This window comes from Geobacter sulfurreducens PCA, assembly GCF_000007985.2.
Taxonomy (GTDB): Bacteria; Desulfobacterota; Desulfuromonadia; order Geobacterales; family Geobacteraceae; genus Geobacter; species Geobacter sulfurreducens.
In genome coordinates this window covers 2,133,775-2,150,783 of the sequence record NC_002939.5, presented here as the reverse complement: position 1 = coordinate 2,150,783, position 17,009 = coordinate 2,133,775, and the positions used below count along the sequence as shown (strand labels likewise).

Below are 17,009 nucleotides of genomic sequence, written 5' to 3'. Positions count from 1 at the left end.
GCATGAAACAGCCAAAAGTCAGCGTCATTGTTACTTGTTACAATTACGCCACGTATCTGGAAGGGTGCCTGGCGTCCATTCTCAACCAGACCTATCAGGACTTCGAACTGGTGATCATCAACGACGGCTCCACCGATAACACCGACGAGGTTATCTCCAGGTTCCTCGATAATGACAAAGTCAGATACATCAACCAGAAGAACACCGGCCAAGCCATTGCCACCAACAACGGTATTGCGGCCGCCGCCGGAGAGTTGATTGCCTTTCTGGACGCGGACGATCTGTGGGAGCCCACCAAGCTTGAGAAACAGGTCCGCCTGTTCAACCGCGATTCCATCGGCGTGGTCTACAGCCGCATCAGATTCATGGACGCGGAGGGGTGTACCCTTGATATGCAACTGGAGGGCAAATACTACACCCCCCGTTCCGGCCGCGTGACAGATGCCCTCCTGTTCGAAAACTTCATTCCCTACTCATCCACCGTGGTGCGCAAGGAGTGTTTCGACAAATTCGGGATGTTCAACCCCGAATACAAGAACGGCCTCGATTGGGACCTGTGGCTGCGGATATCCCGGGAGTACGAATTCGACTTTGTGGACGAGTACCTGCTCATCTACCGGATCGGTCACCCGGGGCAGCTGACCTCCAATGTGGAGCGGAGCGTTCGGTGCGCGGATCTGATTTTCGACCGCTTTCTCGAAGAAAACCCCGGCATCGTTCCTGACAGCGTGGTCAGGAAGGCCATGGCCTATTCCTACTGCCGGCGGGGCAATCAGTTCCGGAAGATCGACCGCAAACGGTCCAACGGTTTCTTTCTGAACGCGTTGGCCAAGAACCCGGCCGAAATCGGAGCCTACGTGGGGCTGGTGAAGAACTTCCTCAACATGTAGGAAAAGGCAACAGTCATGAAATGGTCTGACTACACATATACGGTTTCAGCCGATCTCTACCGCTACGGCGGCCGGCGCGACAGGGCCGCGTTCCTGAAGAGCCTCGCCTGCATTCCCGGTTTCAGGTACACGTTTCTCATGCGCACGGCAAAATACCTGAAAAGCCGGGGCACGCTCCTGCTGCCTCTCTACGCGCTCTCCCGTTTTCTGCTGAACCACTACCAGTACAAGTACGGCATCAGCATTCCGTACAACACCGACATCGGCCCCGGGCTCTACATCGGGCATTTTGGCGGCATCATCGTCAATGCCGAGGCAACGATCGGCCGTAACTGCAATATTAATCAGGAAGTGACCGTCGGCGCCACCTATGGCGGGAAATATCCCGGTACCCCCGTCATCATGAACAACGTCTACCTGGGCCCCGGCAGCAAGATCATCGGAGGCATCACCCTCGGCAGCCACGCGGCCGTCGGCGCGAACTGCGTGGTGACGAAGCCGGTTCCCGACCACGGCGTGGTGGTGGGGATCCCCGGCGAAGTGGTTTCCACCAAGGGTTCCGGTGAGTATGTGGTGAATACGGTGGCAGACGATGTGGCGTAATTCTCTGTGCAACAGCACGCCGGACAGAATCATATGAAACCGGCTTTTACCGTAGAACGTTTCGACGGGAGCAATCCGCATGAGGTGTGGGCGCACTGTAGCGCCATTGCCCGGACCATGGTCTACCCCAGCTTCTTTTGCAGCGGTGACTGGTTAAAGGTTGCGGCGGAGAATCTGTGCCCGGGGGACGAAGCGTATATCCTTCTGGCCAAAGATGCCGACGACATCCGGGGGGTGCTCCCCCTGGTCAGAAAGCGCAACGCCCTCGGAGGTACCGACCTGCACTACCTGGGCTCGGATTTTTATCCCGATCCGCTTGGCCTGATCTGTTCGCCTGCCGATCGGGCCGATTGTGCCGCTGCCCTGAGAAACCATCTACTCAATGCCCCCGATTGGGACCGATTGATACTGGACTTTCTGCTGGAGGACGAACCGGCTGATTGGACTCTGCCCGGCAAGCCGGTTTCAGTGGCGCCGTTTAAAGTGCTGCCACGGGACTTTTCCGAGCTGCTGGGAGAGTTCAAGAAGAAAAAGCGCTACAACCTGAGAGCGATGGTGAAAAAGCTCCTTGATGCCGGTGGAGAGCTTGCTGCTTCTTCGGGGCCGGAATCGAACATAGCGTATCTGGACGCCTTGTTTTTCCTGCATGAGAAAAGGGCGAGCGAAAGGTCGCTGGACAGCAGCTTCACTGGACCGAGGGTGCAATCGCTCCACCGAGCCCTTGTTGCTGCGTCGGATAATGTGAGGTTTTTCGGACTCAGGCTCAATGGGCAGATGATAGCTGTGATCTACGGCTTCGAGTTCTGCAATCGCTTTTTCTACTACCAGGTGGCCCACGACCCGGACCATGGCCACCTCAGCCCGGGGACGGTGCTGCTCTATCTCGTGATTGAAGCCTGTTGCGTCAACGGACTGACGGAATTCAACTTCCTCCAGGGAGATGAAACCTATAAAGGCATCTGGACCAACGATTCGAGGATACTCTATCGCTGCGTACTCAATCGAAGCACGTGGCGCTCCCGTGTGTTCAGCGCCGTGGAGGAATCCAGAGGTTACGTCAAGCGGGCAATGGGGTTGATGTCTCGTGGGAATTAAGACTCGGATAAGCAGACACTTTTTCCCTGATGCCGTCGCTGCCGCGGCTATCCGCCGCTTTCCCCCGGCATCAGGGCTCGTGCTGATGTACCACGAGGTGTTGCCTGACGATATTGCCTTGCCCGCGTGGACGGTCGTCCGGGAGTCTGATTTCCATCGGCAAATGCAATGCTTGGCAACGCATTTCGATGTCGTGTCTCTTGACGAGGCCGTGGACCGGGTTTCCGGAAAGGCTGCGTCAACGCGGCCATTTGCCGTTGTGACGTTTGATGACGGCTACCAAGGGAATGCGCGTACCGTGTTGCCGATAATGGAGCGGATGGGGCTTCCCTTTACCGTTTATGCGGCAACCAGGGCAATCGTCGAGAATGATCTCTACTGGTACGACCGGGTCATAAGCGCACTGGCCGTCAATAGGGAGATACGGGTAACGGTGAAGGTGAATGGCACCCCGGAGAGCTACACAATCCCTTCTTCCGGAGAAGATGGTCGCTGGGTGCATGTGCAGAGGCTCCTGAGCCGCATGAAGCTCATGCCGGCGGCAGAGCGGGACGCGACGGCAAGCGAAATTGCCGCCGACCTCAGCTTGTCGGACTCGCCCTTGAAGATGTTGACCGAGGAGGAGTTACGGCTGCTTTCTGCATCGAGTTGCGTCACTATTGGCTGTCATACCCACGGTCATGAACTGCTCGATCGGATCAGCCCCCGTGAGGCGGGCGAGACGCTACGTCTTTCAAGCGACCTGCTCACGCGTATCACGGGAACGCATCCTCGACATTTTGCCTACCCCAACGGCAACGTTAATCAGGTTGTACGCGGCATTGTTCAACAGTCTGGATTTGAAACCGCTGTCACAACTGCATCAGGCTTATGGTCGGGAGAGGTGAGCATGATGGAGATTCCGAGAGTTGGCGTCGGACGATTCGAAACTATTACCAGTTTTAAAGCACTCATCTCACGATGGGTGTAATATAGATTGATAGAGTTGATACGATGAAAATTGCGTATGTTATAGATTACTTGTACAGCGTAAACGGAGGGACTGAACGACAGCTCTATATGCTCATAGAGGGTATGGTGTCCCGTGGACATACTGTTGATCTTTATGTGTTCAGAGATACGGAATTTACTAAAAATCTGCCGGATTTTCCCTGCCCGGTTCATTGCTTGAATGTTGAGTCGGTTCTGTCGCCAGGCGGGCTTATTCGACTGATTCAGTTCAGAAAGCGGATCATCGCCGATAACGTTGATGTTCTGCATGGTTTTTTCAATGATGTTGCCCTGTCATTACCGCCGTTGATGCTGGGTTCAAACGTAAAGACTTTCACCTCGCGAAGAGACATGGGGATATGGTATTCCCCGGCCAAGTTGCTGTTTTTAAGACTTTTCAGGTTTTCAAGCATCCGGTTGATCTGCAATAGCATTGCGGTGGCGAAGTTTACGTTCGAGCAGGAATGGAAGGCCAAGGAGTCGATACGGGTGATATACAACGGCATGAATCGCTTCAATGTCGACCCTTCGTCCTGCTCCTGTGACTGGGCTCCGGAGAAAGGAAAGAACATCAACATCATCCTCGTCGCCAACGTGCGGCCCGTCAAGCGTGTAGAAGATCTCATCAGGGCGGCGAGCCTGATCGTCGAGCATGGCTACCATCCTCAGTACTATGTCGTCGGGCATCTGCAGAGTGACGGTTACACAGACTCTCTCCGAGAGTTGCTGAAACGGCATCACCTTGAAGCGGATTTCCATTTTACCGGTCCCGTATCTGAGCCACGGGGAGCTTTGGAAAGATTTGATATCGGGGTGCTGACCTCAGCCTCTGAGGGGTTCTCCAATACACTGATGGAATATCTCGACGCCGGCTTGCCGGTCGTAGCTTCAAAGGTCGGAGGCAATCCGGAATTGGTGGACGACGGAGAGACCGGTTTTCTGTACGAAGCCGGAGATGTGAATGCCCTGGCCGACTGCATTCTCAAGCTTATTGCAGATGACCGGACGAGGAACCTGTTTGCCGCCAATGCGAAACAGATGATAACCCGCTTTGACCGGGCAACGATGATTGAGTCCCACGAAAAGGAATATCTGCGTGCTTAGTAGGATTCTTGAGAAATACAGGGAAAACGGGATTCAGGGTATCGTCCTCGCGCTGATCTCACGGTTTCCGGGTGTTCGAGCGGTATGTGTGTATTACGTCTACCGTCTACCGTTTGACAAACTGGTCCGGAAGCAGTTGTCAGTTGGGAACCTGAAAGTCGTGCAGGTTAAGAGTGATTCAATGGGGGATTTGATCAGGGTTCAGGACAAACCGGACATTTTTGGCGAAAGATTCCAGATGGGCCATTATGGTTTTGTGGCATATGTCAACAATGATCCCGTCGCGTATTTGTGGGGGCAAGAAGGGCCGGTTCACGTTGAACGACGTTTTGGTTTCGAAGTTCCCATAAAGGATAATCAGGTTTTTTATTATGACAGCTATACGATTCCCGAATGGCGCAAGTCTGGCGTGGGAAGGGCTTTGATTCAGGAATCGATAGATTTCTTCAAGAATGGGCTCGGTAAGTCAGAGCTGATCGCCATTATTGAAACCGGTAATCTGGTTTCACAGAAGACATATGAAAGAATGGGATTTGTTAGGGAAGCAATGCATATCCACTTGGATATAATTGGCAAAAAAATAAATAAACAGTTGGCGAGGATGGTTACTCAATAACGGGATGGTTGATAACTTGATGCGGTGGCTAGCTCTATGATGGCGCTAAATGGAAATGGATTGTCATGGCTTAGACGTGCTGTGTTCGAGCCTCTCTATTATTTGAGGGCTGGCAGTCCATTTCTGGACTACTGGATAACCCTTGAACAGACGCAGTATCTGCCTGAAACGGTGCTGCGTGAAAGGCAACGGCGAAGATTGCGTGATCTTCTCCGGTATGCTTGGGAAAACAACGCATTTTACCGCTCCAGATTCGAGAGTGCCGGCGTAACGCCCGGCATGCTGGACACTGATGACTGTATTGCAAAAATTCCGATACTTACCAAGGCTGACATTCGCTCTCATACAGCCGATATGATCAGCCGCGGATTTGACCGTGGGGAGTTGCTCAATTTCAAGACCGGCGGCTCAACGGGCAAATCGCTCGATATCTATGTTACCGAAGAGTGCAGTGAGTTGAGAAACTCCTGCGCGCGGCGTCACGACCTCTGGACCGGCTGGAAGTCGGGGGAGCCGATTGCAGCCGTGTGGGGTAATCCCTATCTGCCGCACGGTGTGAAACAGAAACTCAGGGATTGGCTCGTTTCTCCGATGATCTACCTGGATACCATGTGCATATCGGAAGAGGCGATCGTGCGCTTTGCCGACGAATGGAAGCGGGTCCGTCCTACGTTGTTGTTCGGGCACGCCCATTCCATCTATGTACTGGCTCAGTACGTTAGAGACCTGAAACTTTCCGGCATACGTCCGACTGGAATTCTGTCGACGTCGATGATGCTTATGCCCCATGAACGCAGGACCATTGAGTCGGTGTTCGGCATCAAGGTGACGGACCGCTACGGGTGTGAGGAAGTCAGCTTGATCGCCTCCGAGTGTGAGAAGCACGAGGGGATGCATCTGAATATCGAGCACCTTTATATCGAGTTCGTTCGCGATGACGGCAGCCCTGCGGCCTCCGGAGAACCGGGTGCTATCGTTGTGACCGACCTGATGAATCGGGCAATGCCGTTTATCCGCTATCGGGTTGAGGATGTCGGAGTGCCGACAGATAGAAAATGCAGTTGTGGTCGGGGACTTCCTCTCATGGAGAGCGTTACCGGGAGGGTGGCCGATTTCCTGGTGAAGAGCGACGGGTCGCGAGTGGCGGGGGTGTCATTGATCGAAAACACCCTGACGAAGATTCCGGGGATCGATCAGATGCAACTTGTGCAGGAGGCTGTAGATTCGCTCGTTGTCAGGGTGGTGCCCGGCGCTGAGTTCAATGATGCTACACGGCGTGAACTACATGACTACTTCAAGGAGCTTTTTGGCGGACAGACAAAGATAGAAGTCACGGCCGTCGAAGCCATCCTGCCTGAAGCTTCAGGAAAGTATCGGTTTTCAATATGCAGGATATGACATTAGACCGCCGGTCGGCCATTGGGCCGAGTGGGGAATATACGGACAACCGTCCGGTCGAATACCCGTATGTTGGTAAAACGCTGCTGTTGCTGTTCTGCGGTTATGTACTTACGTGGTATCTGCAGCTAGGCTACAGGATTCCAGCCCTTGGTGACATAAGGTTCGAGTTTATTTACGCGTTGGTGTTGACAGCGCTGGCATTTCTGGCGACGCCAAAGGTCGACACTAAGTGTCCTCTTCTCCCGTATGTTTTGTTGTACTTTCTGGTGATAGTTATTCAAGTACCATTTTCTCATGATTTTGCCAGATCGTGGGACGTATTTGTCGACCGGATTGTCAAATTTGCCTTCATGGCGTTTTTCATCGTTTCATTTGTGCGCAGCCCGAATAACATGAAGTATTTCCTGGGGGCATTCCTCTTGGCTTGCCTGAAGATGGGACAGGAAGGATTTGTTGGGCGAATATCGGGTGGGTTGATCTGGGAAAATCAGGGAATTCCACGTCTCCATGGTTCAACTCCCCTCTATGCCCACCCAAACTCCTTTGCCGGTATGGCGCTCGGAACGCTGCCCTTTGTCTATTTTCTCTGGCCGCTGAGCAACAAATATATCAAGGCTGTTTTGTTGGCACTTGCCGGCCTCTCGCTGCATATTGTGCTGTATACTGGCTCCAGGACGGCATACTTAGGTATATTGGCATTTGTTGCGTTTGCATTTTACACCTCGAACTACAAGAGGAAGTTTATTGGTTACATTGTGTTGGTCTTAGCACTGTCCGTACCGCTGATTCCGTCTGATTATCAGGATAGATTCAAATCCATCTTCACCCTTGAGGAAAAGGAGGGGCGGTCAAGCGAAGCAAGAATACAAATACTCGAAGATGCGTGGGAAATCTTCACGGATTATCCATTCGGCGTTGGTGTCGCGGCGTTCCCCAAGGTGAGAGCGGAGCATTTCGGCAGATCGCAGGATACACATAACCTGTATCTTGAAATAGCTACTAATCTAGGAATACAGGGGCTGATCGTTGTAGGGCTTATGATATATAAAATGCTTAGCATTTTGAATTATATCCGAACTAAAAGTAAACATAGTTTATATCAGTTAGGTGTTAATGGCGGTTCGGCCAGAATTAAAGAAGACCTCTGTTTTATAGAAGCTGTTGCCTCATCAATTATAGGATTTTTGATTATAAGACTCACTCTTGGTTTGTTCGGAATGGATCTTTATGAGATTTACTGGTGGTTTGCTATAGGAATGACTTTCTCACTCCATTCTATGTTCAATAAAATTGAAAGTAACTTTGTTAAATTTTAATTTAAATTTGTGGTTATGACGACAAGAAATATAACATGAATGATTCAAGGAAACTATAATGTGCGGAATTGTAGGTAAATATTATTTTAATAAAAATGCCGGTGACAGCAGTGATATAGATGCAATGATGCAGGCAATTTACCATCGGGGTCCTGATTCCTCGGGGAAATACATAAATGGGAGGGCTGCGCTCGGGTTTCAGAGACTGAGTATTATTGATACGGTTTCAGGCCATCAGCCACTTTATAATGAAACAAAAACCATCGTCCTGCTTGCCAATGGGGAGATATACAATTACAAGGAATTCGTTCCGTTTCTGGAAAGCAAGGGCCACGTGTTTTCCACGCGGAGTGATTGTGAAGTAATTATTCACCTGTACGAAGAATACGGGATCGAGTTCATAAGCAAGCTCAACGGTATGTTTGCATTCTGTCTCTACGACACACGCAACGACGTCATGTTCATTGCGAGAGACAGGGTCGGCATCAAGCCCCTCTACTATCATCTCAACAAGGAAGCCATTATTTTCGGTTCGGAGATAAAGGGTATTCTGGCGTCTGGCGAGGTTGTAACCGAGGAGGCTAATGACTGCCTGGCGGAATACCTTTGTTTCAGGTATGTTGCAAATTTCAGGACGTTCTTCTCTTCCGTCAACGCCCTTGAGCCGGGCACGTATATCAAAATTTCTCCTAACGGTTGTACGTTCGAAAAATTCTGGGATTTATCCAAGTACGTGTTGAACTATGCTCAAGACGGAGATCTCGTCGAGACGGTTGATGCCGCGTTGACAGCATCGGTGCAGCGCCAGATGATGACGGACGTTCCCCTTGGCACTCAACTAAGCGGGGGGGTCGATTCGAGTCTTGTCAGCAAACTGGCTGCTGGATACTCACCCGGACTGAAGACCTTTACGGTCAGTTTTTTCGAAAGTGCCTATGACGAGTCAGCCTATGCACGGCTGCTGGCGGATTCGGCGGGGCTTGAGTATCACCAGATCAGAGTCGACGGCAAGACCTTTGCCGACACTCTGCCCAAGGTTATCTGGTATCACGACGAGCCCCTCTGTCATGCCAACTCCGTGCATATGTACCTGCTGTGCACGTATGCACGACAGTTTGTGACGGTCCTGCTGACCGGCGAAGGGGCCGATGAACTTTTTGCCGGTTATCCCCGTTATCAGATTTGCAGGTTCGGCGATGCATATAACAAGTTGAATCCGAGTGTTGCTTCGCTGGTGAAGTCGGTCCTGAAGGGCGTTCCTGCACGAAAGATCGTCAAAATAGTCGACAACCTCGGTCTTGGTGCCCGTGAACTGGCCTTGTGGAATTCATCCTTTACCACTAAGGAGAAGGTTTCCTGGCTGCTGGATTCCGGCGATGTCACTCTCGATGCCCGATCCGCCCTGGTGGACAGCGTCTGGAACGATGAGTTGAGTCTTTTCGACAATCTGCTCCTCTATGAACAGAAGTCCTATCTTCAGCCGATTCTGATGCGGCAGGACAAGATGAGCATGGCCGCCTCAGTTGAGTCCAGGGTCCCGGTCCTTGACAACGAGATGCTGGACGTGGCCAACACAATTCCGTATCAGTACAAAGTCCGGCACTTCACTCCCAAGCACGTGTTCAAGAAGGTTGCGGAAAGGCATATATCCCGAAAGATCGTCTACAAGAAAAAGGTCGGCTTCGGTGTGCCCGTGGACGAATGGCTGCGTGACCATAGCGGTTTGGGCAGGTACCTTGATCTTCTCCTCGATACCGCCCGTGGCATCAACGGCGTCAGCAGACCGCGGATTGAGCAGTTGATTGCGGAGCATGCGAGCCGAAGATATAACCATGGCGATGTGTTATGGCCCCTGGTCAATTATGCAATCTGGCGGGAACAATTTTTCAAGTAAGGAATTATGAGCTGCGGGGCCACTGAATGAAAAAAGCTGTTTGGATTACCTGGGAACATCAGATACGCAACAAATCGATGGCTGCCATGCTTGGTGCGGAACTTCATGTTATTGCTCACAGCGGTGCGAGATTGCGGCGCTATCTCTTTTGCGCATACAACACCATAGCCGCGGTCCGCAGGGAAAAGCCCGATGTGGTGTTCGCCCAGAACCCTTCCATCGTCCTGAACTACCTGCTGTTGCTGGCTCGGGTGTTGTTCGGGTATAGGTTTGTCACCGATGCCCACTTCGGGGGCGTCATCGCGTACAACGGCAATTATCTGTTTCAGAAAGCTCTCGATCTCTGCAACAGATCGGCGGATCTGGTCATCGTTACCAATCGGGACCATGCCGCCCATGTGGAATCCATCGGTGGGCAGGCGCTGGTATGCGAGGACCCGCTGCCCGACCTGGCCCGCTATGATTCTGGTGCCGCCCCTGAGGATAGGTCGGTCTTTTTTATCTGTTCCTTTGACATTGACGAACCGTACGAGTCGGCTTTCGAGGCTGCCCGTGAGCTTTCTGCCGAAAACTTCAGATTTTATGTCTCCGGCAATTACGCCAAGGTCGGCATTGATCCGTCCGATTACCCCCATGTGAGCTTCCTGGGATTTGTGCCGGAACAGCACTTTTATGAGAGGCTTTACCAGTCGGATATCGTTCTCGATCTGACGGAGCACGAGAACTGTCTCGTATGCGGTGCCTACGAAGCCATGGCTGCTGAACGGCCGCTGGTCACGTCCGACAGGGCCTGTTTGCGGGAATATTTCAATCAGGGAACGGTGTTCACCGCACACGATAGCTCCAGTATCGCTGAGGCGATAAGGGAAGCGTATCGGGACCGTTTCCGCCTGAGGGATAATATCCGGGAGTGGAAAGGGCGAGCTGTACGAACGCAGAATGAACGACGGGATGTGCTCAGAACGACACTGGGGATGGACCGATAATCCGGGGAGTTGCCATGAAGCCCATTAAGTGCATCTTTGTCGGCGATATCGCTCTTGGGGATCACCCGAAATCAGTCGGGTTCGGTTTCTATTCCAGGTACCGCGACGGCGTTCCACCGGATAAGGCACACGCGCTGTTCCGGAGAGGCTGCGAACACGACATCCTGTTCGGCAATCTGGAGTTCACGCTCGGGACTGCCGAGTTGACGGCCGCGTCGCACGAGGAGCTCAACTGCAGGGGGATAGCGGCATATGCCGACTTTCTGGAGCAGGCGGGTTTCAATGCCGTCAATATCGCCAATAACCACATTTACCAGCATGGGATTGATCCATTCGACAAGACTCTGAAGGTGCTTGCCGACAAAGGGATCGGCATCGTGGGGCTGGGGCGCAATGGTGGCAGTTCAAATATAGTCGGAACCGGCGACCGCTCCGTATGCTTTCTCGGCTGGTCAGCACGGCCCCGCCAGGGATTCTCCGATAAACCACCGTACCGCGAATTCGACGAAGCGAACTGCTATGGGGAGATAGCCGAGGCGGCGAAAGCACATCCGATCGTCTGCGTTTCCCTGCACTGGGGGGACGAGTTCATCGAGATCCCCAGTGAAGACGAAAAGCGGATTGCGCGAAGGATGATCGATGCGGGGGCGAAGGTGGTCGTGGGGCACCACCCCCATGTCATGCGGGAGGTTGAGGAGTATGGCAGCGGCCTGATCGCCTATAGTCTGGGTAACTTCATCTGCGATATGATCTGGAACGAAAGCACCCGTAAAACGGGCTATCTTTACGTGGAGTTCACTGACGGTGCAATCTCGAAATGGGAGATTGTGCACGGAAGGATCGGAGACGATTACTTCCCCGACTTTGACGGTACGGTTCCCGATCCGTTCGATACGTACAAGCAACTGTACTCAAAACTGAGTGGCAGTTCCTATGACCGTCTGGCGCGGCATGCGCTGCGCCGCCACCAGGTGCTGACCCTTTTGCACATGCTTCGTAACTGCGGGAAATACAGGGCGGGGGTATGGCGGTCTATGCTTGAGGGTGCCATCAAGAGCCGCCTCACCGCAAACCATCAGTCATGATGTCGCTTAAAAAGAATATTTAACCCAGCCACTAAGGGAGTCCCTTGATGTCGATATATACAGCCATGTGCGAGAATGTGTTGTTGCCCCTTGCAGATTATGCGACCCGGAACTGCACCATGCATTATTACCGTCTGTACAGTGACATGCAGTGGTTGGGCAGGGAAGAGCTTCAGCGCCGCCAAGACGAACTGGTGCGCGAGACTGTCCGGACCGCCTATGCAGACATACCCTTTTATCGCGAACTCTATGACAGGCACGGGGTGAACATCGCCGGCGTCCTCAAGGCTGAAGATCTGTCTTTGCTGCCGATGGTGACAAAGGACATGCTCAGGGAAGCTTATCCCCATTCATGCACCAGGGATACCGGGTGGCCCTGGCGCGAGTATTGTACCAGCGGCTCATCGGGAAGCCCCTTTGCCGTTCGGGTGGATAACGAAACGATGAGCATGGCCCGGGCACTGATGTTTCTCAGGGCCAACTACTCGGGCTGGAACATCGGTGACCCGTTCCTCCAGACCGGCATGACCCTGGAGAGGGGAGCGGTCAAGAAGCTGAAGGACATCCTTCTGAGAGTAGAATACGCCTCTGCCTTTGATTTGTCGGATCGGGTACTGGATAGGTACCTGGACCTCATCGACAGCAAAAAGTTGGACTACGTCATGGGGTATGCCGGCAGCCTTTATTGCGTGGCCACGAGAGCGTTGGAGGTGGGATTCAACAGGCCCCTGACCGGAATCGTTTCGTGGGGCGACAATCTCTATGCCCATTATCGCGAGAGGGTCGAAAGCGCGTTTAAATGCCGCGTTACCGACACATACGGTTGCGGAGAGGGCATCCAGATCGCCGCCCAGTGTGGAAGAAGCGACGGTGCATACCACATCTTCATGCCCCATGTGGCGCTGGAGGTGGTGGATGATGAGGGCAACCCAGTGCCTCCCGGTCAGGTGGGGAACATTGTGCTGACTCGCCTGCACCCCGGCGCCATGCCACTGATACGATACCGCGTGGGAGACCTTGGCGTTAAAAGCGCCGGTGAAACCTGCCCGTGCGGGCGGGGGTTCGAACTGCTCGCCAAGGTTGAGGGACGTGACACCGATGTGGTTGTGACGCCGCGGGGCAACCGGCTGATCGTGCATTTTTTTACGGGGATATTCGAGTACTACAAGTCCATTGATACGTTCAAGGTCATTCAGGAGGAACGGGCCCGGATCACCGTTTTGATCGTGCCTCGACCGGATTTCAAGCCCGAACACTGGACTAGCCTCAAGTCCGAAATCCTTGAAAAAGGTGATCCGGAACTGGTCATAGACATGAAGCTGGTGGACGAAATACCGCTTGAAAGATCGAACAAACGTCGATTCGTCGTGTCGAAAGTCGGCAGGTGAAGGGATAAAATATTCCACCCCATGACCTGTTTCTGGCCATGATTCAGGTTGTGCCGAACTAGTAGTTAAAAGTACTTCTTTCTTCTGAGAAGGATAATTCCGGCAAGTCCGGCCCCAAGAAGTGCGAAGGTTGATGGTTCGGGCACGGGAACGGTTTCTGCGTTCGTTATTTGAGCCAGGAAGTAGAATTTGGAACTGTTACCGAACTCGTCGAAAATGGTGTTGCGCATGGTGCCGGCCCCGAAAGCGCGAGCGGAACTTGCCGACCACCCCCCGAGGGCATCCGGTTGCAGCAGCATGTCGTAGAACGAAAGATAGTTGTTTCCACTGCTCACACTGAGCCAGCGTTCAGAAAAGGTGCTGGTCAACCACTTGTTCCCGCCATAGTTGTTTTCGGATATTCCATTGTATGAGCTCAGATAATTGTCAGAAGTGATGGTCGAGCCCCCGGCGTAGTGAGCATAGAATGTCCCTCTACCATACGGGTCTGTCCGCTCGGTTACGGTGCCGTCACTCATTAACACCGTCCCTCTGGCATCCAGGTCTATGACAACGGTGTAGGAAACATGACTTCCCACGGTAATCCCCATATTGTCAAGAAAGCCTGCCGAATCATCAATGCCGGGGCCCTGAATTACGTACCCATCCAACGTGTATTGCACGGGGTAGCTCCACGCGGAAGGCCCCGCCAGTAACAATGTTAAAAGCATAATAAGAGATAACTTGCCTGGGGGTATCATTGTTGACCCTCCTCATGTATCTTTTGAGTATGTATAGGGTATTAGCAATTTGTGTACCGTAAAAACGATTACGTTCCGCTGTTATTATACCCCGTAATTCAGAGCGTTGTAGGTAGTTGCTTGAAATTTTTCAAATTTTCTTTACATGCACATGTAAATTTCACCGACACCCGATGATGCAGTCGATCGGGGAGGTATATTGTGTATATGCAGCTTAATAATCTATTAAAATTATTACAATGAAATTGTTATGTGTTGACTTGAACCGTCAACTCATGTACTAAAAGCACAAAGCAGGCGGTAGACGATAATACTAAACCATTCGCGAGAATGGGGCGGAAAGCCTATAGGGTCTCCACGAGACAGCCGGGTTGCCGAAATACCAGTTCATGGGTAGCGGCTCCCGGCATTTTTTTTGTCTGATAGGTCAAATGGGGCTTTGGTGACACGAATCACATTTAATTTTTAGCAGGTGGACGAAAGTATAAACAAATAAAAAAATATTCGCTCTGTTTCCGAAGAGGTAAAACCAGGGTAACCTGGTGACACAAAGCCACGGGTCCTGAAATCGTCCTAGGTATTTCAGGATGGCCGGGTTGGCGAAGAAACAGCCCATCTGTCGACAAGTCGTACCATTGCCGCGGGGGGCTGTTTTTTGTTGGGAAAAGTCTCGGTGTACGCCGGGAAAACGAGTAAACTATTGAGTAGCAGGGAGGTAGTTAAACATGAAAACCAAGAGGACTCTTCAGGCGTTAGTCCCGTCACTCCTCATTCCACTTCTGGTTCCGCTCGGCGCTCTCGCTGCCCCGTCGATTACATCGGTGAGTAACTCAACGCTCTCCAATGGCCAAGTAGTTACCATCTCGGGTAGCGGATTTGGCGCAAAGACTACGGTGGCGCCCCAGTTCTGGGATACCGTGGAAAACCAATCAGCGTATTCGGGACTTGCCAATGGGGCAACTGTCCCGACTGGGTCAGGTAAGCCTTGGGAAACACAATGCACCTGGGATGGCGGCGCTTGTGTAAAGTATTCAACTACGGCCAGCGAACAGCGTGGGTTGAGCACAGCGACTTACAGAGCCACAAGTACAACCCAGGGATTACTGGAGGGTCGGCGAATTGCTGGAACTAATAAAATCTATGTCTCTTGGTGGTGGAAGCCTGGAACCAATCCAGTATCAGGTGATCATTCCAGTAAGTTTATAAGATTGTCCAGTAGCTCTGATGTGTCTAACAAAACCATGTCATGGACCCAGATGCACAATTATATTTATAGAAGCGATACAGGTTATTGTAATAACGAAGGCTGGGCTAATTGGAATGGCAATGTTGGCCAATGGAACTTTCACGAAGTAATGATTGATGGTGCTAGCAGAACGTATTCGCTTAAAATAAATGGCAAATATTTAGCTAACAATTCTTCTTGGGCTAATTGTGCAGCGTTTAACTTTGACTATGTTTGGATGATTGGGTGGGATGCTGGCGGAAACTCTCCACCAGCAATCACTTCGTGGATGGACGACATATATGTTGATAACACCTTCTCTCGTGTCATGATATGTGACAATGCCAACTTCTCCAGTGCAACTAAATGCGAAATGCAGATTCCCACCAATACCTGGACTGACGGGCAGTTGCAGGTTACGGTTAACCAAGGAAGTTTTCCCACCAACTCTACGGCGTATCTCTATGTGGTTGATGCCAATGGTAGTCCCAGCGCCAGCAAGCAGATTACGTTTGGTACCAGCTCGGGTGGGGGAACCGCAACAATAGCGCCTCCCAGTGGTCTCAAGGTTGTTAACTGATTCGAACAGTCTCTATGGGAGCCGGAGTGAAGCGCATGGAACTTTCATTCACGAGAACAGGTTGCCTCGTTTCAGCCTTTTTGTTGCTCGCCGCCGGCATGGCGTCGGCAGGCATCTCGCGGAACGAATGCTCGAATCCCCCTGCAGGAACAGTTTTTTGCGAGGATTTCGAGGGAACTAATCCCAAGGCCAACTTCAGCGACTACGACGGCAATCCTGACACGGAAAACCTTATTGTGACCAACACGGGACCAGCAGGTGATCCTGCGAACCGGGCAATCCGTTTGCGGGTGCCTGCAGGGCAGGGCGGGGGATCCGATCTGTTTAAAGTCCTATCTTCCGGGTATGACAAACTCTATGCTCGCTGGTACTTCATGTATGAACCAGGGTTCAACTTCAGTGCCCGTAATCACGGCGGTGGTTTGGCGGCTGGAGACCGGAATCTGGTCGGAGCATCCGGCATCAGGCCAACCGGTAGTGACTGGGCCGGCTTTTTCGTGCAGTACATGGAAGGTCCTGCAACGCCCTATGCCTACAGCTACTACCGGGGCATGTACCAGGACTGCTCCAATCCGTCTGGCAATTGCTGGGGCGACTCATTGCCCTGCGTCTACGACAGCGGGGCATATTACTGCAAACAACCGCAGCATCGTCCGACAGAATCCCTTCCTAACTTGGTGGCGGGGCAGTGGTACTGCGTCGAGCAAATGCTCGATATGGGCACGCCAACCACTACGGGGGTGGGAGCGGACGGTCGCCTGGCGACTTGGCTGGATTCAAAGCTGCTGGGTGACTATCAGGATCTGTGGATCAGAACCACATCGTCCCTCAAAATCCGGAATCTCTGGTTGAGCCTTTATCATCATGACGGTACCCATTCAACCGTCGGAGAGCTTATCGATAACGTAGTCGTATCGACCCAGCCCATTGGCTGCGGATCGGTGCCGCCGGAAGTTTTGTCGGCGCCGAAGAATCTCAGGATTTTCAAGGTCGTGCCCTAACAGGCTGATGCCCTCAACACGATGAGGGTTTCGAGGAGTGAACGCCCCCCCTGATGCACGCACCGGGAGGTCGTTCGGTGCATATGCTGTTGAAT

General features: G+C 52.3%; 15 protein-coding genes and 2 riboswitches. Of the genes, 14 read left to right on the top strand and 1 reads right to left on the bottom strand.

Annotated elements, in window-relative coordinates; genetic code table 11:
* The first annotated feature begins 2 nt into the window (after positions 1-2).
* From GS_RS09860 to GS_RS09805, 12 genes are all read left to right on the top strand, one after another.
* Complete coding sequence (locus tag GS_RS09860) at positions 3-890, top strand: glycosyltransferase family 2 protein (RefSeq protein ID WP_010942605.1); 888 nt, start codon at positions 3-5, stop codon at positions 888-890.
* A 15-nt stretch (positions 891-905) separates the two neighbouring features.
* Positions 906-1,493, top strand: a complete 588-nt coding sequence (locus tag GS_RS09855; protein WP_010942604.1) for a serine O-acetyltransferase — start codon at positions 906-908, stop codon at positions 1,491-1,493.
* Between the two features lie 33 nt (positions 1,494-1,526).
* Complete coding sequence (locus tag GS_RS09850) at positions 1,527-2,588, top strand: GNAT family N-acetyltransferase (protein ID WP_164930433.1); 1,062 nt, start codon at positions 1,527-1,529, stop codon at positions 2,586-2,588.
* An 85-nt stretch (positions 2,589-2,673) separates the two neighbouring features.
* Positions 2,674-3,558: a polysaccharide deacetylase family protein gene (locus tag GS_RS09845; RefSeq protein ID WP_164930432.1), complete on the top strand. Its 885-nt coding sequence runs from the start codon at positions 2,674-2,676 to the stop codon at positions 3,556-3,558.
* 23 nt (positions 3,559-3,581) lie between these two features.
* Positions 3,582-4,682, top strand: a complete 1,101-nt coding sequence (locus GS_RS09840; protein WP_010942601.1) for a glycosyltransferase family 4 protein — start codon at positions 3,582-3,584, stop codon at positions 4,680-4,682.
* The gene (locus tag GS_RS09835) at positions 4,675-5,298 is read left to right on the top strand and encodes a GNAT family N-acetyltransferase (protein WP_010942600.1); all 624 of its coding nucleotides are present in this window, start codon (positions 4,675-4,677) and stop codon (positions 5,296-5,298) included. The genes GS_RS09840 and GS_RS09835 overlap by 8 nt, the downstream gene beginning before the upstream one ends.
* A gap of 36 nt (positions 5,299-5,334) precedes the next feature.
* Positions 5,335-6,696: a phenylacetate--CoA ligase family protein gene (locus GS_RS09830; RefSeq protein ID WP_010942599.1), complete on the top strand. Its 1,362-nt coding sequence runs from the start codon at positions 5,335-5,337 to the stop codon at positions 6,694-6,696.
* Positions 6,693-8,015 (top strand): O-antigen ligase family protein, encoded by a 1,323-nt coding sequence (locus GS_RS09825; protein ID WP_235044859.1) that lies wholly within the window; start codon positions 6,693-6,695, stop codon positions 8,013-8,015. Before GS_RS09830 ends, GS_RS09825 begins: the two co-directional genes overlap by 4 nt.
* Before the next feature lie 58 nt (positions 8,016-8,073).
* On the top strand, positions 8,074-9,909 hold the full coding sequence (asnB, locus tag GS_RS09820; RefSeq protein ID WP_010942597.1) for an asparagine synthase (glutamine-hydrolyzing): 1,836 nt from the start codon (positions 8,074-8,076) through the stop codon (positions 9,907-9,909).
* Positions 9,910-9,935: 26 nt separating this feature from the next.
* Positions 9,936-10,895: a glycosyltransferase family protein gene (locus GS_RS09815; RefSeq protein ID WP_010942596.1), complete on the top strand. Its 960-nt coding sequence runs from the start codon at positions 9,936-9,938 to the stop codon at positions 10,893-10,895.
* Positions 10,896-10,909: 14 nt separating this feature from the next.
* Positions 10,910-11,980: a CapA family protein gene (locus tag GS_RS09810; RefSeq protein ID WP_010942595.1), complete on the top strand. Its 1,071-nt coding sequence runs from the start codon at positions 10,910-10,912 to the stop codon at positions 11,978-11,980.
* A gap of 47 nt (positions 11,981-12,027) precedes the next feature.
* Positions 12,028-13,368 carry a phenylacetate--CoA ligase family protein gene (locus GS_RS09805; protein WP_010942594.1) on the top strand — a complete coding sequence of 447 codons (1,341 nt, stop codon included), beginning with the start codon at positions 12,028-12,030 and terminating at the stop codon, positions 13,366-13,368.
* Between the two features lie 65 nt (positions 13,369-13,433).
* Here the strand turns inward: GS_RS09805 and GS_RS09800 are convergent, their stop codons facing one another.
* Positions 13,434-14,108 (bottom strand): PEP-CTERM sorting domain-containing protein, encoded by a 675-nt coding sequence (locus GS_RS09800; RefSeq protein ID WP_010942593.1) that lies wholly within the window; start codon positions 14,106-14,108, stop codon positions 13,434-13,436.
* A 302-nt stretch (positions 14,109-14,410) separates the two neighbouring features.
* Positions 14,411-14,487, top strand: a riboswitch (cyclic di-GMP riboswitch).
* Positions 14,488-14,620: 133 nt separating this feature from the next.
* A riboswitch (cyclic di-GMP riboswitch) is annotated at positions 14,621-14,712 on the top strand.
* Positions 14,713-14,833: 121 nt separating this feature from the next.
* On the opposite strand from GS_RS09800, the gene GS_RS09795 reads away from it, so the two are divergent.
* Both GS_RS09795 and GS_RS09790 read left to right on the top strand, forming a co-directional pair.
* Positions 14,834-15,913, top strand: a complete 1,080-nt coding sequence (locus GS_RS09795) for an IPT/TIG domain-containing protein (RefSeq protein ID WP_010942592.1) — start codon at positions 14,834-14,836, stop codon at positions 15,911-15,913.
* A gap of 35 nt (positions 15,914-15,948) precedes the next feature.
* Positions 15,949-16,914, top strand: coding sequence for a hypothetical protein (locus GS_RS09790; protein WP_010942591.1), 966 nt, complete (start codon positions 15,949-15,951; stop codon positions 16,912-16,914).
* Positions 16,915-17,009 lie beyond the last annotated feature (95 nt).